The sequence below is a fragment of the Pseudodesulfovibrio sediminis genome (genome assembly GCF_020886695.1).
Classification (GTDB): Bacteria; Desulfobacterota; Desulfovibrionia; order Desulfovibrionales; family Desulfovibrionaceae; genus Pseudodesulfovibrio; species Pseudodesulfovibrio sediminis.
On sequence record NZ_AP024485.1, the window covers coordinates 3,331,894 to 3,351,992 of the forward strand.

Consider the following 20,099-nt stretch of genomic DNA (forward strand, 5'->3'; position numbering starts at 1 on the left):
TCAATAATGCGGACCGGGACGTGGCTTGCTGCCACGTCCCTGTTCGTCGTTCTGGGCCTGTGGGCCCTGGCCGCCTATTCCGGGTCGGTGAAGCCGCTCTTCCTGCCGCCTCCGCACAAGGTTTTTTTAGCCTTTGGCGAGATGTACACGGAGGGCATTCTCTTCTCCTATACCTGGGACAGCGTCTACCGCGTCATGGTGGGCTGGTCTCTGGCCGTGGTCTTTGCCGTCCCTCTGGGGTTGCTCATAGCCACATCCCGGCGGGCGTCGGCTCTGCTGGCTCCGCTCATGGAGTTTGCCCGCTACCTGCCGGTGGTGGCTCTGGTGCCGCTGACCCTGCTCTATTTCGGTATCGGTGACGCCCAGAAGTTTGCCATCATTTTTCTCGGCACGTTTTTTCAACTGGTTCTTATGGTAGCGGACAGTGTGTCTGCCGTTCCCGGAGACCTGAGTCGTGCCGCCGCTACTCTGGGAGCTTCCAAGGCGCAGACGTACCGGTTGGTCCTGTTTCCCGGTGCGCTGCCTGGGATCATGGATGACCTGCGTATCACCGTGGGCTGGGCCTGGACCTATCTGGTGGTGGCCGAGCTGGTGGCCGCAAACTCCGGTCTGGGTTATATGATCCTGCGTGCGCAACGCTTTCTGGCTATCGACCGCATTTTTGCGGGGTTGATCCTCATTGGTCTGCTCGGTCTGCTGACCGACTCTTTGTTCAAGTTGCTCGCCCGTACCATAACCCCGTGGAGCGAAAAACAATGAGTATGCTGTCCATTGAAAATCTCGGCAAGGTCTTTGAGTCCAACAAGGGAGCGGTTGTCGCTCTTGAGGATATCGACCTCACCGTGGATCGCGGTGAGCTGGCGGTCATTGTCGGTCCGAGCGGCTGCGGCAAGTCCACGCTGTTGAATATCGTTGCCGGGCTGGAAGCGGAAACATCGGGGCAGGCCGTACTGGAAGGTGCGTCCATAACCGGGCCGGGTGCCGATCGTGGCATGGTGTTCCAGTCCTATACGCTGTTCCCCTGGCTGACCGTGCGCAAGAACGTGGAGTTCGGCCTGCGGTTGAAAGGGGTTCCGTCGTCCGAGCGTGCGGATATCGCCCGGAAATATATCGATCTGGTCGGACTGGCTGAATTCGAAAACGCCTTGCCCAAGGAGCTTTCCGGCGGCATGAAACAACGGGTGGCCATCGCGCGCGTATTGGCCAACAATCCGGTCATGTTGCTCATGGATGAACCCTTTGGCGCGCTGGATGCCCAGACCCGGCTGCTTCTTCAGGAGTTGCTGCTGGATGTGTGGCGCAAGGAAAAGACGACCATCCTGTTCATCACCCACGATATTGATGAGGCCATTTTGCTGGCCGACAACGTGTACATCATGTCCAGACGTCCCGGTCGCATCAAAGCGAAGATACCCGTGAACCTTTCTCGTCCGCGAGACCACAAGGACACTCTTACGCCGGAATTCTCTGCCGTGAAATCCCAGATCATGGAATTGCTATGGGAGGAGATTACGCCGAAATAGCGTCGTTTTCGATGCCATGGATAGGTGGAAAGCGTCTTTGAACAAGAGGCGTTCACTGCACACACAAAACGCACTCATCAATCCATGAGTGCGTTTTTTGGTGGGCAGCTATTGGGAAGTATCAAGCACCTTTTATGTCCACCTGCACCAGGAATCGTCCGTCTTCTTCCCGGATCTGAATGTTCCACCCGATTTTTTCTACCAGTTGGATGCTCAACTGGAGCCCAAGGCCATAGCCATCAGTGCTGCCGGTGGTGTTCTCGGAAGGAGGGTCGGCAAGGTTGGATATCTCAAACAGTGTCTGGTTTGCCTTGATGGTGATCTGCCCCTCGTAGGAATGCTGAAAGGCGTTGCGGATAAGATTGACCAGAATGATGTGGGCCAATGTCCGGGGGACGCGAATAGAGGCGGTTGCGAGATCTGTTGTGATGGAGACGTTTTTGCCTTCCAGCAGGTACACGTTCTCATCGATGATTTCGCGCACGAAATCGTCGACGTCGATATCCTCTGCGGGCAGGGGGGCGTCGGGTTCGCGGGAGAGCCACAACAGTGAGGTGGTCAGGTTGCGCATATTGCGCACGGCCTTGACCATGCGGGCATGCGAGGCCTGATAGCGGGTGTCTTCTGTGATTCCCTGTAGCTCAAGCAGCTCCAGATTGTTCTGAAGAATGGCGATGGGAGTGCGGAGTTCATGACTCGCGTGTTTTTGAAATCGTTTTTCACTCTCTGTGCGGGCCACCAGCCGTCTGGAGGTATTGAGGACCAGGTCGGCAATGGCGGTCAGCTCATCATATTTGAAGTGAATTGGTTCCTTGTCCAGGTTCTCAGGGGAGAGTCCTATGGCCCATTCATGCAATTTTTCCACTGGCTTGGCTATGTGATTGAACAGGCGAAACGCAAGGAACAGCACGGTAAGCAAGGCCAGGAAACCGGCCAGCGCCGGGGTGTAGAAATAGTAGAAGTCGAAGCGGCCCTGTGACTGCGCCGTCATATGGCCTTCGGTCGCGGAGAAGAGCAGGAAAACAATGTTCTGGTCGGCCCGCTTGATGACGAGTATCTTGTAATGGTTGTCACCTTTGTGAATGTAAGTGAATCGTTCGCTTTTAAGCTGTTTGACAGAGACCTCTGCCCGGACTTCAGCGGGCAGTTCTTGGTAGTTCATATAGCCTTTGATGGGACCTTCTGACGGCAGCGGCGTGCCGGGATCGGTGGCTAAGGCCTCCAGATAGCTGCCTGCGACCTCCTCCAGACGAAACTCCACAAAGAGTGAAAACCCGCGTGTCAGGTATTGGCTCAGGAAAATGGAGTAGCCGATCACCAGCACGGCGCAGGTGATGACAAAGTAGGAAACAATGGATTTCTTGAAGCTTTTTCTACACTTCACTGGGGTCCTTGATAACGAATCCCACGCCGGGGACGGTTTGGATCAGAGGATATGCAAACGGCTTGTCCACTTTTTGCCGTAAGTTGTGCATGTGCACCTTGAGGCTGTTGCTTTCAGGCAGGACTTCACCCCAGACGGCCCGTTGTATCTCGTCTCGCAGGGCAACATTCGGGCTTGTTTTTGCCATGTATTCAAGCAAGGCCCACTCCTTGGGAGACAGGGTCAAGATGGTCCCTGCCCGGATGGCCTGATGTTGCTGCATGTCCACCTCAAGGTTGCCGATGACATATTTTCTGGGCTGGCTGCTTCGGCGTTTGGCCAGGGCCTGGACGCGGAGCAGCAACTCCTTGAGGGCAAACGGTTTGACCAGATAATCGTCCGATCCGGATTCAAATCCTTCGATTTTATCGTCCAGCGTGTCTCGGGCGGTGATCATCAGCACAGGCACATCCAACCCGTCGCGCCGCAGGTTTGAGCAGAGGCTCAGGCCGTCGAGTTTGGGCAGCATGAGATCGAGTACGATGACATCGTAGTTGGTTTCCCGTGCAAGCTGAAGACCGTGGACGCCATTGGCGGCATGATCACAGGTGATACCTTCCAATTCAAGGTATTCTATGAGTGAGGCGGCAAGATCAATATCATCTTCCACCAGCAATGCGTATATATTCATGACGTCTCTCGATACCGCAGGCGTTTTGGCTCCGGCAGGGCGAATGGTACAGCATACCCCGCCGGAGATGGTTTGACAAACCTATTCAGACACTATCGTCGTTGTTGAGTCGGGCGTGTTCTTGTGTCCCTTGCCCCGGAATCGTTCGACCAGGGACAGAACCCCGACAAAGAAGATAGGAGCGAAGATGATGCCCAGTACCGAGGCGCTCAGCATACCGCCGATGACACCCGTACCAATGGCCCGCTGGCTGGCCGCTCCTGCCCCGGTTGCAACCGCCAGGGGGATGACGCCCAGAATGAAGGCCATGGAGGTCATGATGATCGGACGGAAGCGCAGTCGGGCGGCCTGGATGGCAGACTCCTTGAGTCCAACTCCCTGGCTGTAGAGATCCTTGGCGAATTCCACGATCAGGATGGCGTTTTTGGCCGCCAGGCCGATGATGGTGATCAGCCCGACCTTGAAGTATACGTCGTTGCTCATGCCCAGCACGGAGACCATGGCCACGGAGCCAAGGGCGCCGATGGGGACGATAAGCATGACGGACAGCGGGATGGACCAGCTCTCGTACAGGGCCACCAGCAGCAGGAAGACAACCAGCAGGGCCAGGGAGAAGAGGACCGGCGCCTGTGTGCCGGATTGCTTTTCCTGATAGGAAAGCTCGGTCCACTCGTAACCGATGCCCTTGGGCAGGTTTTGCATGATCCGCTCCAATTCGACCATGACTTCACCCGAGCTGTAGCCCGGAGCGGGGTTACCCGTGAGCTTGAAGCTGGAGTATCCGTTGTAGCGCACCACCTGGACCGGGCCTGTTTCCCATTTCGCCTTGATCACCGAGGTCAGGGGGACCTGGTCGCCTGAGGCGTTGGGAACATAGAGCATGTTCAGGCTCTCCGGGTTGCGGCGATACTTGGAGTCGGCCTGCACCACCACGCTCTGCATCCTTCCCCGGTTGGCGAAGTCGTTGATCGTGCTGGAACCGAAGGCGCTGGACAGGACCGTGTTGATGTCGCCAAAGCTGACACCCAGGGTCTCGGCCTGTTTGCGATCGATCTCCAGACGCAACTGGGGGGCATCGGGCAGTCCGTTCAGGCGGGCATAGGCGAGGACGGGGGAGGCGTTGGCCTGTTGCAGGACCATGCCCACGGCCTGCCCCAGGACTTCACGGCCCATGCCGGCCTTGTCCTCAATGCGGAGGGCGAACCCGCCGGTGTCTCCCAGTCCGTCAATGGGGGGTGGGTTCACGGCAAAGGCGAACCCGTCGTTGATTGATGACAAGAACATGTTGGCCTTGAGGATCAGATCGTCCGCAGACTCTCCTTCACCGCGTTCGGACCAATCCTTGAACATGGGGAAGGCTGCGGCTGCGTTCTGTCCCTGGCCGGAAAAGCTGAATCCGATGACCGCAAAGGCGTTTTCAATGCCGGTTTCATTGGCGAGGAATTCCTCCATCTTGTTGGCCTGGGCGAGCGTGCGGGAATACGTGGCGCCCGGAGGGAGCTGCATGCTGATGATCATTCTGCCCTGATCCTCGGACGGAACAAAGGCGGTCGGGAGGCGCATGTATACATAACCAAGGGCGATCAGGATGATCACATAGATGATCATCATCCGCCCGGTTTTGCCAACCAGGCGGCTGGTCAGGCCCTGATACCCGGAGCCGAGTATGTCGAACCGACGGTTGAACCAACCGAAGAATCCGGATTTTGCCTCGTGAGAACCCTTGGACACGGGCTTGAGCAGGGTGGCGCACAGGGCCGGAGTCATGGTCAGTGCGAGGAATCCGGAGATGAGGATGGAAACGGCCACGGAGACGGCGAATTGGCGATAGATGATACCCACTGATCCGTCCATGAAGCCCAGCGGGAAGAACACGGCGGACAGAACAAGGGTGATACCAACGACCGCCCCGGATATCTGCTTCATGGCTTTGCTGGTGGCTTCCTTGGGCGGCAGGCCTTCCGTGGACATGATGCGTTCCACGTTCTCGACCACAACGATGGCGTCATCGACGAGTATGCCGATGGCCAGGACCATGCCGAACATGGTCATCATGTTGATGGAGAATCCCACCACATACATGACGCCGAACGTGCCGAGCAGGCAGACGGGAACAACGATGGAGGGGATCAGGGTGTATCGGAAGTTCTGCAGGAACAGGAACATGACCAGAAAGACCAGGAATATGGCCTCGAACAGGGTGTGGATGACCTTCTCGATGGCCACGTCCACGAACTTTGACGTGTCGAGCGGGACTTCCAGCTTGACCCCGTCGGGCAGGGCCCTCTGGATTTCATCAAGTCGGGCCCGGACCCGTTCCACCGTGCTCAGGGCATTGCCGCCCGGTGCCAGCTGCACGGCGGCAACGGCTGTTTCCCTGCCGTTGAGTCGGGATTGAAAGTTGTAGGATTCAGGGCCGACCTCGATGCGCGCCACGTCGGAGAGCGTGACAACCGCTCCATCGACATTGGCGTGCAGCACAATCTGGCCGAACTCCTCGGGAGTTTGCAGCATGCCCTGTACGATGAGGGTGGCCGACAGCTCCTGGTCCGCATTGCCGGGCCTGGAGCCGAAGCTGCCTGCGGGGACCTGGACGTTCTGCTTTGTTATGGCCGCGTTGACATCGGCGATGGACAGGTCGTAGCTGAGTAGTTTCTGGGGATCAACCCACACGCGCATGGCGCTTTCCGCCGCAAAGAACTGGACCTTGCCCACGCCCTCGACGCGGCGGATTTCATTGTTCACGCTTCGGGCCATGAGATCGGCGAGGACTTGGGGGTCCTTGTCTGAGTTGTCATCCGTGTAGACCATGGCATAGGCCATCAGAAATCCCGAGCTTGCCTGTTCCACCGTGATTCCCTGATCCAGAACGGCCTGAGGCAGACTCGACTCCGCATTGGAAAGTCTGTTCTGCACATCTACCTGGGCAAAGTCCGGGTCGGTGCCGGGCTTGAAGGTGACCGTGATAGAGGCTGTGCCGTTGGAATAACTGGTCGATTCGTAATACAACAACCCCTTGGCGCCGTTGAGTTCTTCTTCGATCTGACTGACAACCGTATCATTGAGGGTTGAGGCTGACGCACCGGGGTAGACCAGCGAGAGCGTAATCTGCGGCGGGGCTACCTGCGGGAATTTCTCCATGGGCAGGGACGGGATGGCCAGTATGCCTGCCAGGGAAATGAATATTGCCACGACCCACGCAAAGTTGGGTCTGTTGATAAAGAAATCTGACATTGGTGAATCCTGTAAATGGATTGTTGCGTTGTGTGGTGTCTACGCTATTGGGTGACCGTTGAACCGAGGTCTATCTGGTTGGGGATGACCTTCATTCCCGGCTTGACCTTGCCCGCGCCGTTGACCACCACCCGGTCTCCCTCTTTGATGCCCTGCAGGATCTGCCACTGGCTGTCGCGCATTGCGCCGGGCTTGACCTGTCGGGCCTGGATAGTGTCCTGATCGTCCAGAACATACACGGAGGAGTCACCGGTTACGGACATGGTCACCGCTCTTTGAGGAACATAGAGGGCTTCTCCATCCGCAGGCATCTTGATCTGAATGCGGACAAACATGCCGGGCAGGAGCATCCCGTCACTGTTGGGGAATTCGCAACGCAGGGAGACCTGACCGGTCTTTTCATCGACAGAGACATCGGAGAAGAGCAGACGGCCCTTCTGGGTGTAGTTCACGCTTTCCAGATAGACGGAGACCTCAGGTTCCTTGCCGGATTTTTTGCTGGCGTTCATGGCGGCCCGCATCCGCAGGTATTCGTCCACTGATTCGTTCAGGTCCGCATAGATGGGGTCAAGCTGCTGGATCTTGGCCAGCGCCGTGGCTTCGTTCTTGCCGACCAGAGCGCCTTCGGTGACATAGGCGGCACCGATTTTGCCGGAGATGGGGGCAGCAACGGTTGCATAGCTCAGGTCAAGGTTGGCTGTCTTGACTGCGGCTTCGGCGGCCTGTTTTTCGGCCTTGGCGACTTTGTAGTTGGCGGCGGCGGTGTCGTAGTCCTGTTGGCTGATGACCTTGGCCTTGAGCAGGGGGCGATAGCGGTTCAGGGTCGCTTCGTAGTCCAGCATGCTGGCTTTCGCCTTTGCCAGGTCTGCCATGGCCTGTGCACGGGCGGCCAGGAAGGAAGCCGGATCAATATGGAAGAGCACCTGCCCCTTCTTGACTTCGCTCCCTTCCTCGAAATTGCGGCTGAGCAGAATACCTGCCACGCGGGCTCTGACTTCAGCGTTTCTGACCGCGGAGATACGCCCGGGCAATTCCCTTATGGAATTAAACGGGGTGGCCTTGACGGTGATGATATCCACGGCAGGAATACGCGGCTGTGCCGCATTGCCCTGGGCTTGTTCATCTCCACTGCATCCGGAGAGAAGAAACATGGCGGCTGAGGTCAATACCAATGACAGCCATAGGGTTTTGATACGCATACTATTATCGTCTCCATTATGTGTTGTAGTGGGGGGGACGGGGGATACGCTGATCTGTTCCGCACCATTCAAGACCGGGTACTAGCAGTAATCAGGGTTAAGAAGCGGTTAACACGCCGTTACCTTTATGTGTCGAGTGCAAAAAAAGAAACACAGCATGGCTCCTGCTGCAATACGACCGAATCTGTGGCATGCGGCAGAGTGGTAGAGGCAGATGTCTGTCGATGCCCTGGAATGCTTGCCTATGTGGCAATGATAATGGACCTTTTTGATGTGTAATGAGTGGAATATAGGGCGGTTACGTCGGAGGGGCTATTCTGTTGCGGCACGGAGTGCGCCGCAGGATTGGCGGACAACGAGTTTACTGGAGAGGACCACCTGTCTGGTGGGTCGGGTCGGGTCCTCAATTCGCTTGAAGAGCATTTCGCAGGCGGTTTGACCGATGGCATATGTGGGCTGCTCCACTACGGTGATGGAGGGGCGGGTCATGGCTGTCCAGAGGGATTCGTCAAACGTGGCAAAGGCGATGGCCTCGGGCACGGGAAGCTCTCTGTCGCGAATGGCGCGGAAGGCTCCGGCTGCCAGCAGACCGCTGCTGGTGATGACGGCGTCAGGCGGTTCGGCCAACGCGAGGAGACGGGTCATGACCTTGTGGGCGTCCTCTTCCTTGGCAGGGAGATCCACGATCAATTCAGGGATGACGGCTGATCCGGCTTCGTGCAATCCCTGCTCAAATCCGGCCCGTCGTTGCCGTCCGGTGGTGCTGTCTTTTCCGAACAATCCTGCGACGCGCTGATAGCCTTGACGCGCCACATGCACCGTGAGTTCCCGTGCGGCCAGGACATTGTCAATGAGCACCATGTCCACGGTTGAGCCCCGGACCTGCCGATCAATGACGACCATGGGTGTTTCCATGGAGTGTTCGTCCGTGAACTGTTCCGAGAGAGACAAAGTGGGAGCCAGGATGATGCCTGCCGCGTTCTGGGCGTACATCATGTCCAGGTACATGCGTTCCTTGTCGGTATTCTCATCGGTATTGCACAGAATGACGCTGAAATTGTTTTGCAGGGCCACGTCCTCGACGGCACGACACAGTGAAGCGAAATACGGGCTTTGGATGTCGGCCACTATCAGACCAATGAAGCTGGAGCGTTTGGACCGCAGGCTTTGCGCAGCCCTGTTGGGGCGGTAATTCAATTTTTCTACGGCCTGCAACACTTTTTGCCGCATCTTTTCACTGACATTGTCCTTTCCGCTCAAAACGCGGGAGACGGTGGCAGTGGATACTCCGGTTGCTCTGGCTATATCTTTCAATTTCATGTTAGCCTCATACAGTGAATATGGTAATTTACATGTAATCGTTTTCACAACAATTTTCAACTCTTGCTTTCAGGTGCAGTGTCACAAAAGTGATGTGAGATTTTTGTATGAAAAATAATTTAGTGTAACATGCTGATTGTATTTGTTTTAAATACACACTGTGTTGTCGTTTAAAAAGGAAGACCCCGCTGAATATATACACAAAAAAGCAGAGTCATTTTATTGAAGTACATATTGACTCAAAAAATGTAATCGTTTACAAGTGAAGTACCAAGAGAGCTTCTTGAGGAGGTAGGCCATGGTTCAAATGAGTGAAGGAAACATCGTTTTGGGAGCGCAGGCGTCGGGAAAAGTTGATGCCATAGAGCAGGTGGGAGACATTCTTGTCAGCCAGGGATTTATCGAGCCCGGCTATATCGACAGTATGAAGCGGCGTGAAGCCGTGGCCAACACGTTTCTGGGCAATGGCATCGCCATTCCACACGGCCTGCCCGAGAACCGGGAGCTGATCCGCAAGACCGGCGTGGCCGTATTGCAGGTGCCGGGCGGCGTGACCTGGAACACCGGGGAAGTGGTCCATCTCGTTGTGGGTATCGCGGCCAAATCCGATGAGCACATTGAAATCCTGACCAACCTCACCCATGTCCTTGATGATGCCGAGGTCACTGAAATGCTGGCCGCCACCAAGGATCCGGCCGATATCGTCCGCGCCCTGAGCGGCGGGGCCACCACGGTCAGCCGTCCCGGTCCGCAGTTGGATACCCTTGATTTCGATCACGCGGTGGATGTGACCATCATGGGCGATCACGGGCTGCATGCCCGACCGGCCACCTATTTCGTTGATATCGCCAAGACTTTCGATGCGGAAATTTACGCTGAATACGATGGCCGCTCCGGCAACGGCAAAAGCCTTGCCTCGCTCCTGAAGCTCGGTGTCAGCGGGGGCAAGACCATTCGCCTGCATGCCAGGGGCGCAGACGCCAAGGCCGCGCTGGCCGCTCTCAAGGAAGCCGTGGATCACGGGCTAGGCGAACAGGAAGAAGAGAAGGCCGTTCCTCAGGTGGAGCACGGCTGGACACCCGAAGACGTCAAGCGTGTGGTGCCGGGGTGCATGGCCTCTCCAGGGTTGGCCTGTGGCCCGATACGTCAATACACCCATCGGCGTATTGTTGTGGAGGCCATTGCCAAAGATCCGCAGCACGAGTTGATTGAACTTAAGCAGGCTATCTCCGCAGCCCACAGCAACCTGCATAATCTGTATGTGGAGGTTCGCGCCCGGACCGGCGAACCCAGTGCAGCCATTTTCAAGGCTCATGAAGCTTTTCTGGAAGACCCTGAACTGCTGGCGGATACCGAGGCGCTTATTCTGGAAGGGAAGAGCGCCGGGTATGCGTGGCGGCAGATCATTGATGAGCGTGTCAGACATATGGAGCAGCATAAGGATGAAGTGCTGGCGGCCCGCGCCATGGATCTTCGTGATGTTGGTCGGCGTGTGTTGCGTCATTTGGCGGGCGTTGTTCAGGACGAGCCGTTCATCCCCACCGAACCCGTTATTCTCATCGCCGAGGACCTGACGCCCTCGGATACGGCGCAGCTTGATCCAGGTCTGATTCTCGGTTTCTGTACTTCAGGTGGCGGGCCAACCTCGCATTCGGCGATCATTGCCCGTTCTCTGGGTATACCCGCCATCGTTGCCGCCGGTCCCACTGTTCTGGAGATACAGGACGACACACAGGCCATCCTCGACGGCAACACGGGCAATCTCTATCTGGAGCCCAGCCCCAAGGACGTACAGACCGCTGAAGCCGCAAAGCGACAGCTGGATGCGCTCCGCAACAAGGAGTATCGTTCCCGGTTCGAACCCGCCCTGACTCTTGATGGCACTCGTATTGAAGTGGCTGCCAACATCGGCAAGACCAACGAGGCGGAAAAGGCCGTGAACGCCGGTGGTGAAGGCGTGGGGCTGATGCGGACGGAGTTTCTGTTTCTTGAACGCGAGACGCCGCCTGACGAGGAGGAGCAGTTCCAGAGCTACAAGGCCATGGTCGAAGCGCTCAACGGGCTGCCCATCATCATCAGGACACTTGATATCGGTGGAGACAAGGCCGTCTCCTATCTGGATCTGCCTGCCGAGGACAATCCGTTCCTCGGTGTGCGCGGCATTCGTCTGTGCCTGAATCGGCCCGAGCTGTTCCTGTCCCAACTGCGCGCCATTTACCGGGCCTCGGAATTCGGTCCCATTCGCATCATGTTCCCCATGGTCGCCACCATGAGCGAGCTGGCCGCGGCCAAGCGGTTGGCGGAAAAGGCCCGCATCGAAGTAGGGGCTTCCCCCGTGGAGATCGGGATCATGGTCGAGGTGCCTTCCGTGGCCGTCATGGCCCGGGAGTTTGCCCGCGAGGTGGACTTCTTCTCCGTGGGGACCAACGACCTCACGCAATATGTCATGGCCATGGATCGGGTCCATCCCACTCTGGCTGCGCACGCGGACAGCCTTCACCCGGCTGTGCTCCGCATGATCGAGCAGGTGGTCAAGGCTGCGGACGAAGCCGGTATCTGGACCGGCGTCTGCGGTGGTTTGGCCGGGGAACCGCTGGGGGCGGCGATCCTGGTGGGGCTTGGGGTCAAGGAGTTGAGCATGGTTGTGCCCAGCATCGCGGCGATCAAGTCGTACATCCGCAGCATAAGCATGACTCAGGCCCGTCAACTTGCCCAGAAGGCCCTCAATTGCATTGATAACAATCAGGTCAGGACGCTCACGCTGCCCTAGACCGGAGAAATACATGACAGAAAAGACTCCTATCGTCACCGTGACCATGAACCCGGCTATCGACCTGACGTGTTCAGTGCCCGGATTTGCCGCAGGGACGGTCAATCGGGTGAGGGAACACCGCATGGACCCTGCCGGAAAAGGCGTGAACATCGCCTTTCTTCTGCGCATGTTCGATCTCCCCGTGACGGTTACCGGATTTCTCGGAACTGAAAACAGCGGGATCTTCGAACGCAAATTCGACGCGTTGGGGATCACCGATCGGTTTATCCGTGTGCCGGGCGAGACCCGTACCGGGATCAAGGTCCTGAACGCTGACAACGGAGAGACCACGGATATCAATTTCCCCGGTTTGTCACCGGATGCACCCCATCTGGAGGCTTTGTTCGAGGAAGTGCGCCAGTTGGCCGTCAAGGATGCCATCGTGGTTATCGGTGGCAGTCTGCCGCACGGCGTTTCGCCGGAGGTGGTCGGTCGTCTTATTGACATTGTTCGCACACAGGGCGCCAGGGCCGTGGTCGACACCAGCGGTCCTGCGTTGAAAGCCGCGGTGGAGTCCGTGCCGTCGCTGATCAAACCCAATGACGATGAGCTGGCCGATCTGGTCGGGCGGCCCATGGAGAATCTTGATGATATCGTTGCCGAGGCCCGGCGACTGCATGGTGAAGGAATAGAGACAGTCGCTGTCTCGCTGGGCGCTCGGGGGGCACTCTTCCTGGAGGGGAGTGATGCGCTCATGTCCAGTCCGCCCACAATCGACCCAGTTAGTACCGTTGGAGCCGGAGACGCCATGATAGGCGGTCTGGTCGCCGGGATGGCGCTGGGCATGCCGATGGAAGATCGTGTTCGTCTGGCCACGGCGCTTTCCGCCGCCACTGTCGCCCAGTCCGGACCGAGTCTTGAAAGCCTGGACATGGCCCGGGCGTTGGAATCACAAGTCGTCATAAACACCATTACTCTGTAAGGGGGGTAAAGTTATGTCCAAGATCGTTGCCGTCACAGCCTGTCCCACCGGAGTGGCTCACACAATCATGGCTGCCGAGGCGTTGAAAAAGGTCGGAGCCAGTATGGGGCACGAGGTAAGCGTTGAAACCCAGGGAGCGGAAGGGACCAAGGATGTTCTTTCCGAATCCGGCATCGCCGCCGCCGAGGTGGTCATCATTGCTGCCGACATTCATGTGGATGCCGAGCGTTTTCAGGGTAAGCCGCTGTACGCCGTGACCACAAGCACGGCCATTCGTGATACCGAAGGCGTCATCAAGGCGGCTCTGGACGAAGCCGCGAGCATGACCGCCGCTCCGACGGATGATGCTGTTTCAGGCAGCAAGTTTGTCATTGGCGTAACCTCCTGTCCCACCGGCATTGCCCATACGTTCATGGCTGCCGAAGCCCTGCGCAAGGCCGGGGAGAAACTCGGGTATGAGATGAAGATCGAGACCCAGGGATCGGTCGGTGCCAAGAACGTGCTCACCGATGAGGATATCGCCCGTGCCGATGCCGTGGTCATTGCAGCCGATGCCTTTGTGGACACGGCTCGTTTCGCCGCCAAACCGCTCTATGAAACCACGACCAAGGCTGCCCTGCATGAAGGCGAGCAGGCCATCAAGTCCGCGTTGGCCGCTTTGCCGGGGAGCAAGGCAGGGCTGGTCGATCAGGTGTCCGAAATCAAGAAGGAGCGTTCCGCCGTTCGCACCGGACCCTATCGTCACCTGATGACCGGTGTATCCTACATGCTCCCGGTGGTTGTGGCCGGTGGTCTGCTTATCGCCCTGGCTTTCGCTTTCGGCGGTATCTATGCCGGGGACAATGAAGGGACCTTTGGCTGGGCGCTCATGCAGATCGGTGGAGCAGGGGCGTTCTCCCTGTTCGTGCCGGTACTGGCTGCGTTCATCGCCTTTTCCATCGCCCAGCGTCCGGGCATTACTCCTGGTCTTGTTGGCGGCCTGCTGGCCACCAATGTCGGGGCCGGTTTTCTCGGTGGTATCGTGGCCGGTTTCATTGCCGGTTACCTGACCCAGTTCCTGAACGACAAGATCAAGCTCCCGGAGAATCTGCAGGGCCTCAAGCCGGTGCTGATCCTGCCTTTCATTTCCACGCTGGTAGTCGGCCTGCTGATGATCTATGTGATCGGGCCGCCTGTAAAAATCGCCCTGACTTCGCTCTCCGAGTGGCTCAAGGGCATGCAGAGTGGCAGTGCCGTGGGCCTTGGTCTGCTCCTGGGAGCCATGATGGCTTTCGATATGGGGGGACCGGTCAACAAGGCGGCGTACACCTTTGGCGTAGGCCTGCTCTCTGCCAGTATCTATGAACCCATGGCCGCGATCATGGCCGCAGGCATGACCCCGCCGCTGGGGCTGGCGCTGGCTGCGACCCTGTTCAAGAACCGCTTTACCGAAGACGAGCGGGAGGCGAGCAAGGCGGCCTTTGTTCTGGGGCTTTCCTTCATTACGGAAGGCGCCATCCCCTTTGCGGCTCGTGATCCGTTCCGGGTCATCCCTTCAATCATGCTCGGTTCCGCTGTCACCGGTGCCATTTCCATGGGGCTCAAGTGCACCCTGATGGTGCCGCACGGTGGTATCTTCGTGCTGCCCATTCCCAACGCGGTTACCCATCTTGCGGCATACGCCGGGGCCATCGTCGTTGGTACGGTAGTCACTGCCGGGGCACTCTTCTTTGCCAAGCGTCCCCTGCCGGAGGAAGCCGCATAACCGCTGACCTGTCATAAAAGAGAACTCCCGCGCAGTGTCGTCACTGTGCGGGAGTTCTTTTGCGAGTCGTTGCGCTGTTTGGCCGTTATGGCGTGTAGAGTCCGGCCCATTCCGGCAGGAAGAGCGAGAGTGCCGGAATTAGGGAGATGATGATCAGGACCACGAAGTCCATGATAACGTAGGGGATGGCCTCCTTGGCTATTTCGTCGACCTCGCACCCGACCAGATTGGCCGCGGTGAACAGGTTGACCCCGACAGGCGGGGTTGCCTGCCCGATGGCCAGGGCCGAGATGAAGATCACGCCGTAGAAAACCGGGTCCACATGGAAGGCGGACAGTACCGGAATGAGGATCGGCATGAGCAGATATGAGATCGAGATGGCGTCGAGGATCATGCCCAATGCGAACAGCAGGATATTGACGAGGACGATCATGACCACGGCGTTGGGGGATATCCTGATGATGTAATCGGCCATGGTGTCGATGACGCCGGTCACGGACGCCGCCCAGGTGAATATGCCGGCAAAGGCCACGATGAACATGATCACCGAGCTGGTCACGGCCGATTCCACGAGGATTTCCACCAGATCGCGCCAGCCGATGGAGCGGTAGATGACCACTGCCACGAACAGGCTGTAGAACACGGCCACGACCGCGGCTTCGGTGGGCGTGAAGATGCCGGTATAGATGCCGCCGAGAATGACCACCGGGGCCATGAGTGCCCAGAAGGATTGGCGCAGCGCCTTGAGCAGGTCAGCCATGCAGCCGCGGCAGACCAGCCCCCGGTATCCCCGACGATAGGAGATGTACCAGGCGACCAGCATGGTTGCCAGACCGGTCAGTATGCCGGGGATGATGCCTGCCACGAACAGGGCGGACACGGACACCGAGGTGATGTTGCCGTAGATGATGAAGGCGATGGACGGCGGGATGATGATGGACAGGTCCGAGGCGTTGGCGATGGTCGCACCGGCAAAGGCCTTGTCGTACCCGTTCTTGAGCATGGGGGTCAGCAGGATCATGCCGACGGCAGCGGTGGTTGCCGGGCCGGAACCGGACATGGCTCCCCAGAACATGCAGGTGAGCACCGCCACAATGGAGAGACCGCCGACGGCGCGACCGACCAGCAGTTCAAAGAAATTGGCGATATGCGCCGCGATGCCTGCCCGTTGCAGGATGACGCCGGCCAGTACAAAGAACGGAATGGCCAGCAGCGGGAAGGAGGCGATGCCTGAGGCGAAATTGACGCCCAGCATTTCGGCGCCGAGATCGAAATACATGATGGTGGCAACGGCTGACACGCCCAGGGATGTGCCGATGGGCGCACCGATGAACATGAGCACAAGAAAGAGGACGAGGATGAGCAGAAATTCCATGTGATTACTCCTTCTCCTGTCCGGTCAGTTTGGTCATGGCATCCTTGTAGATACCCCGGAAGATGAAGACGGAGAACACAGGCAGCCCGAGATAGTAGATCCACACAGGGATATCAAGGGAGGCTGACCGGGCCTGAAACAGGGTGATCTCGTCATAGATGGCCTGGATCATGAAATAATCGAGCACCAGAAAGAGAGCCGCCGCCAGCAGCGAGTAGATGACGATGGAGACCTTCTTCAGTGCCTTGGGAAACATGTTGAAGAACGTGACCATGCCCATGTGTCCGCCGCGCTCAAAGGCGATGGCGATGCCGATGACGGTCATCCAGACAAAGAGGTTGATGGTGATTTCTTCTGTCGCGGCCAGCGAGAAATGAAAAATATAGCGACTCAGAATATTGATGAAGGCAATCCCAACCATGGTGGCCATGCAGATGGCGACCAGCCAGTGGTCGAGGCGAAAGCCGAATAATAATTTTTTCAAAAGCTTACTCCACAATTTGGGTTGAGTAGTCTCAATCCCATGATAGAACCTGCCCCGGAAATCCGATTTCCGGGGCAGGATACATTCGTCACAAAGGTCGGGTTAGCGGGCTATGTCAGCCTTGGCTTTCTCGTATACCTCAGGCCCGATCTCCTTGATCCACTTGTCGTAGACCGAGTGCGTGGCCTTGGCAAAGGCGTCCCGTTCTTCGTCGGTAAGCTGATGCACTTCCATACCCTTGCTCTCCATGAAGGAGATGGGGTTCGGAACTTCCATGGTGTAGTTGAACTCGTTTTTCAGGATGTCGTGGGAGATCTCGCCGTCGAGACCCGCGCGACTCAGTGCGGTCTCAAAGCGACCAGCTTCCTTGGCGGCTTCGAGAATCGCGGCCTGGATTTCATTGGGGAAGGCTTTCCATTCCCGCTGGTTCCAGTAGATGATGAGAGGATCAACCAGATAATTCCACATGGATGCGTACTTGTGGTACTGGTAGATCTGAATGGGAATCAGTACGCCGACCGGGTTCTCCTGGCCGTCAACGACGCCCTGCTGGAAACCGGCGACAGCGTCACCCCAGTTCATGTTGACCGGGTCGGCGCCCAGAGCGCGGAAGGTGTCGATGAACAGCGGGTTGCCGACAACGCGGATGCGCAGGCCCTTCATGTCTTCAGGGGTCTTGACCGCCACCTTGGAGTTGGTCAGTTGGCGGAATCCGTTCTCGGCCCAGGCCAGAGGCTGGAGGCGTTTGGCCTTCATGGCCTCGAACACGGCCTCACCGGCCTGACCGTACTTGACCTTGTCCAACGTCTCGAAGTCGTTCAGGAAAAAGGGAAGATGAAAAATATTGGCTTCGGGAATGACCGGGCTGATATTGATGGTGGAATCCATCGCACAGTCGATGACGCCCTTGGCGACCATTTGCGAGCTTTTCAGCTGGGCGCCCTTGAGCAGCGCGGAACCGAAGTAGGGTTTGACGATAATCTGGCCGTTGGTCTTTTCCTTGACCAGTTCGGCGAACTTTGTTGCACCCATGCCCCAGTAAAGCTTCGGGCCAACCGTGACCTGCATTTTGTATTCTTTTTTAAATCCGGCTGCCTGTGCAGTGACAGCGACCATCATGAAAACAGCGACCAGTGCTGCGGTTTTTGTCAGTCGTTTGAGATTCAACATGAACCAATTCCCCACATCCAAAGATTAAAGCCGAAGACGCCGTCCTATTCCGTTCGTTTGACCGCAGTGTCAGGCGTTTCGGCAAAAGCTATATATAAACCAGGGGTTGAACCGATGAGCAGTTAGGATCATGCGGCGAACTGAAACAGTTTCGCCGCAGAGCTGAACACATGGTGCGATGCCGCGTGATGTCGGAGTCTGTCGGATGAGTCCGTGACAGACCGTTGCCACCCATATCCTGGATAATCCCGAGACAGACCTCCGTTTCGATGGATTTGCTCCACGTGGCGGGATGTCTTGCTCTCGTTGGTCGTACCCTAGGGTACGTCGTCAGATTCGCACGATATCAGCACAGGTGAATTGAAAAGTCTACCTCAAAACATTGCCTGAGAAAGGGGAGGGTCGCCTTCTTCGTTTGTTCCGCCTAGTTCGCCCGTCTTTGCAAGCTGATACCGAGCATGGTCTCCACCTGTTTCGGACCGAGTTGCATGCGGTAGAACAGCGCATAAAACTCTCTGACCTCCTGCACTATGTCCCAGTCGAACCATTCGGGGTAGAGCAGGTTCGTCAGCCAGATCAATCCCATGAGCCGGTTGACGGACGGAGGTCGGTCGAACCAGTTGTACATGCCCCCCGGCGGTTCGTAGATCGTGCCGTTGCGCGTTGCTTTCAATTGGGACCAGAATGGATCGGTTCTGGTTCTGTTGAACAGCCGTTGCGGCGATTTCCCCTCATCGGAGAGCATGATGATGACATCCGGGTTCCAGCGGATCAGGTCAGTGGCGCAGACCGGAGTGCGGCCGCACCCCCGCTGTTCATGCACTTCGGCCACGTTCACTCCACCCGCGTATTCAATGATCTCGCCGTGGCGTGATCTTCGGGGTTCCGTGAGCAGGCCTGTCGGCGACTGAGCATAATAGACTGTGCGCCTTTCATTCAACGGAATTTGAGCGATCGTCTTGCAGATCAAATTGAATTTCTTGTCGAAATAATCGGCCAGGACATTACCTCTGTCCGGGCACCCCAGCAGTACGCTGACGCGCCGAAGCACTTCTCCGGTCCGATCCAGGCCTCCGTCGTATATCAATACGGGAATCCCCAATTCCTGTTGCAGACTGTCGGCGGCGCTGACTTCAATCTCATCCATGGCGAACAGGGTCAGTGAGAGAATCAGATCGACCCGGTTGCGCTGTATGGCGTCCTTGTCAAAGGTGTTCTTTCCACCACCGAAGTTTCCTCCCATGACACCGAGAACCGGTAAAGAGAGGTATGGCTGATCTGCCAGCATGCGCTCGGGGGGCATGGGCGGCATGCCCAACCCCGCGATTTTTTCGGGTGCCAGGGCAAAGAGCAGTGCCGTGACCATGGGGTTGTACCCGAACACGCCGTTGATCTGCGTTTTGACCAGGGCTTTGCGTCCGGCCATGTCCGTGGCCAGTGTTGTCTCGGGCATGGTGACAGGATTGAATCCCACCATGTTCACCTCTTTTTTTGCGGGCTGAGTATTGGATACGGAGGGGCTTTCGGCTGTCTTGCCGCTGTTTCCGAATGCGGCTCCCACCGCAGGGGCAGAGAGCATTTCGGTCACCGTGCGGTGGATGAAATCCGCATCCCGGATGGCAAAGGGCTGTGAAAGTTGTTTCTCGTACACCACATGGCCGGGCGACGGAGCCAGTATGGCTATGCGGTGGCTCAATCGGACGGCCTCGGACAGATCGTGGGTCACGAACACGGCGGCCAGCTCGCGTTCACCAATGAGAGCAAGGACAAGGTCCTGGAGTTCGCGCCGCAGCCCCACATCAAGGGCGCTGAAAGGCTCGTCCAAAAGCAACAGGTCCGGCTCCACCGCCAGCGCTCGTGCCAGTGAAACCCGCTGGCGCATGCCGCCGCTCAGTTCATGGGGATATTTCGTGAGATCGCCCGGTTGCAGTCCCATGCGCGCACCCAGTTGGCGAGCCCTTTCAAGACGCTTCGCCTTGTTCATGCCCATGCCCTTGAGGCCGAATGCGATATTGTCCTGCGTGAGGCGCCATGGGAGCAACCGCGGCTCTTGAAAGACGCACGCGGTGTGCGCAAAGGTATTGATAACCTGTCCGCTCTCAGGGGTGAGCAATCCGGCGGCCATGTTCAGCAGGGAGGTCTTGCCGCACCCGGAACGACCTGTCAGCGCGAGGACTTCGCCGGGCGCAACCTGAATGTCCACACCCGCCAGCACCGGGGCGGCCCCGTAGTCATGGGTGATGTTTTTCCAGGTCAGCATAG

General features: G+C 57.6%; 14 protein-coding genes. 5 read left to right on the forward strand and 9 right to left on the reverse strand.

Annotated features, from left to right (window positions below; all coding sequences use genetic code 11):
• Positions 1 to 6: 6 nt before the first annotated feature.
• Positions 7 to 759 carry an ABC transporter permease gene (locus SRBAKS_RS15680; RefSeq protein ID WP_229591833.1) on the forward strand — a complete coding sequence of 251 codons (753 nt, stop codon included), beginning with the start codon at positions 7 to 9 and terminating at the stop codon, positions 757 to 759.
• Positions 756 to 1,523, forward strand: coding sequence for an ABC transporter ATP-binding protein (locus tag SRBAKS_RS15685; RefSeq protein WP_229591834.1), 768 nt, complete (start codon positions 756 to 758; stop codon positions 1,521 to 1,523). The genes SRBAKS_RS15680 and SRBAKS_RS15685 overlap by 4 nt, the downstream gene beginning before the upstream one ends.
• A gap of 121 nt (positions 1,524 to 1,644) precedes the next feature.
• On the opposite strand, the gene SRBAKS_RS15690 is transcribed toward SRBAKS_RS15685, so the two are convergent.
• The 5 genes from SRBAKS_RS15690 to SRBAKS_RS15710 all read right to left on the reverse strand — a co-directional run bounded on the left by SRBAKS_RS15690 (position 1,645) and on the right by SRBAKS_RS15710 (position 9,330).
• On the reverse strand, positions 1,645 to 2,907 hold the full coding sequence (locus tag SRBAKS_RS15690; protein WP_229591835.1) for a sensor histidine kinase: 1,263 nt from the start codon (positions 2,905 to 2,907) through the stop codon (positions 1,645 to 1,647).
• Positions 2,897 to 3,577, reverse strand: coding sequence for a response regulator transcription factor (locus SRBAKS_RS15695; protein WP_229591836.1), 681 nt, complete (start codon positions 3,575 to 3,577; stop codon positions 2,897 to 2,899). Before SRBAKS_RS15695 ends, SRBAKS_RS15690 begins: the two co-directional genes overlap by 11 nt.
• 81 nt (positions 3,578 to 3,658) lie before the next feature.
• The gene (locus SRBAKS_RS15700; protein ID WP_229591837.1) at positions 3,659 to 6,811 is read right to left on the reverse strand and encodes an efflux RND transporter permease subunit; all 3,153 of its coding nucleotides are present in this window, start codon (positions 6,809 to 6,811) and stop codon (positions 3,659 to 3,661) included.
• A gap of 44 nt (positions 6,812 to 6,855) precedes the next feature.
• Positions 6,856 to 8,010, reverse strand: coding sequence for an efflux RND transporter periplasmic adaptor subunit (locus tag SRBAKS_RS15705; protein ID WP_229591838.1), 1,155 nt, complete (start codon positions 8,008 to 8,010; stop codon positions 6,856 to 6,858).
• Positions 8,011 to 8,322: 312 nt separating this feature from the next.
• Complete coding sequence (locus tag SRBAKS_RS15710; RefSeq protein WP_229591839.1) at positions 8,323 to 9,330, reverse strand: LacI family DNA-binding transcriptional regulator; 1,008 nt, start codon at positions 9,328 to 9,330, stop codon at positions 8,323 to 8,325.
• A 298-nt stretch (positions 9,331 to 9,628) separates the two neighbouring features.
• Between SRBAKS_RS15710 and ptsP the strand changes: the two genes are divergently transcribed.
• Genes ptsP through SRBAKS_RS15725 form a run of 3 tightly spaced genes read left to right on the forward strand, consistent with a single transcriptional unit; the run spans position 9,629 to position 14,808 of the window.
• Positions 9,629 to 12,100 carry a phosphoenolpyruvate--protein phosphotransferase gene (ptsP, locus tag SRBAKS_RS15715; protein ID WP_229591840.1) on the forward strand — a complete coding sequence of 824 codons (2,472 nt, stop codon included), beginning with the start codon at positions 9,629 to 9,631 and terminating at the stop codon, positions 12,098 to 12,100.
• 13 nt (positions 12,101 to 12,113) lie between these two features.
• Entirely contained in the window at positions 12,114 to 13,064 is a 951-nt protein-coding gene (gene pfkB, locus SRBAKS_RS15720) for a 1-phosphofructokinase (RefSeq protein ID WP_229591841.1), read from the forward strand.
• 13 nt (positions 13,065 to 13,077) lie between these two features.
• A complete protein-coding gene (locus tag SRBAKS_RS15725; RefSeq protein ID WP_229591842.1) occupies positions 13,078 to 14,808 on the forward strand; it encodes a PTS fructose-like transporter subunit IIB in 1,731 nt (576 codons plus the stop codon).
• 85 nt (positions 14,809 to 14,893) lie between these two features.
• Here the strand turns inward: SRBAKS_RS15725 and SRBAKS_RS15730 are convergent, their stop codons facing one another.
• The 4 genes from SRBAKS_RS15730 to SRBAKS_RS15745 all read right to left on the reverse strand — a co-directional run bounded on the left by SRBAKS_RS15730 (position 14,894) and on the right by SRBAKS_RS15745 (position 20,097).
• Positions 14,894 to 16,183 carry a TRAP transporter large permease gene (locus tag SRBAKS_RS15730; RefSeq protein WP_229591843.1) on the reverse strand — a complete coding sequence of 430 codons (1,290 nt, stop codon included), beginning with the start codon at positions 16,181 to 16,183 and terminating at the stop codon, positions 14,894 to 14,896.
• Between the two features lie 4 nt (positions 16,184 to 16,187).
• Entirely contained in the window at positions 16,188 to 16,667 is a 480-nt protein-coding gene (locus tag SRBAKS_RS15735) for a TRAP transporter small permease (protein ID WP_229591844.1), read from the reverse strand.
• Between the two features lie 102 nt (positions 16,668 to 16,769).
• Positions 16,770 to 17,837: a DctP family TRAP transporter solute-binding subunit gene (locus SRBAKS_RS15740; RefSeq protein ID WP_229591845.1), complete on the reverse strand. Its 1,068-nt coding sequence runs from the start codon at positions 17,835 to 17,837 to the stop codon at positions 16,770 to 16,772.
• A gap of 424 nt (positions 17,838 to 18,261) precedes the next feature.
• Positions 18,262 to 20,097 (reverse strand): ATP-binding cassette domain-containing protein, encoded by a 1,836-nt coding sequence (locus tag SRBAKS_RS15745; RefSeq protein ID WP_229591846.1) that lies wholly within the window; start codon positions 20,095 to 20,097, stop codon positions 18,262 to 18,264.
• Between the last annotated feature and the right edge of the window lie 2 nt (positions 20,098 to 20,099).

Bases quoted from the DNA above. Each gene is read 5' to 3' on its own strand.
- SRBAKS_RS15680 (WP_229591833.1), top strand. From the start codon at position 7: ATGCGGACCGGGACGTGGCTTGCTGCCACGTCCCTGTTCGTCGTTCTG.
- SRBAKS_RS15685 (WP_229591834.1), top strand. From the start codon at position 756: ATGAGTATGCTGTCCATTGAAAATCTCGGCAAGGTCTTTGAGTCCAAC.
- SRBAKS_RS15695 (WP_229591836.1), bottom strand. From the start codon at position 3,577: ATGAATATATACGCATTGCTGGTGGAAGATGATATTGATCTTGCCGCC.
- SRBAKS_RS15700 (WP_229591837.1), bottom strand. From the start codon at position 6,811: ATGTCAGATTTCTTTATCAACAGACCCAACTTTGCGTGGGTCGTGGCA.
- SRBAKS_RS15705 (WP_229591838.1), bottom strand. From the start codon at position 8,010: ATGCGTATCAAAACCCTATGGCTGTCATTGGTATTGACCTCAGCCGCC.
- SRBAKS_RS15710 (WP_229591839.1), bottom strand. From the start codon at position 9,330: ATGAAATTGAAAGATATAGCCAGAGCAACCGGAGTATCCACTGCCACC.
- ptsP (WP_229591840.1), top strand. From the start codon at position 9,629: ATGGTTCAAATGAGTGAAGGAAACATCGTTTTGGGAGCGCAGGCGTCG.
- pfkB (WP_229591841.1), top strand. From the start codon at position 12,114: ATGACAGAAAAGACTCCTATCGTCACCGTGACCATGAACCCGGCTATC.
- SRBAKS_RS15725 (WP_229591842.1), top strand. From the start codon at position 13,078: ATGTCCAAGATCGTTGCCGTCACAGCCTGTCCCACCGGAGTGGCTCAC.
- SRBAKS_RS15730 (WP_229591843.1), bottom strand. From the start codon at position 16,183: ATGGAATTTCTGCTCATCCTCGTCCTCTTTCTTGTGCTCATGTTCATC.
- SRBAKS_RS15740 (WP_229591845.1), bottom strand. From the start codon at position 17,837: ATGTTGAATCTCAAACGACTGACAAAAACCGCAGCACTGGTCGCTGTT.
- SRBAKS_RS15745 (WP_229591846.1), bottom strand. From the start codon at position 20,097: ATGCTGACCTGGAAAAACATCACCCATGACTACGGGGCCGCCCCGGTG.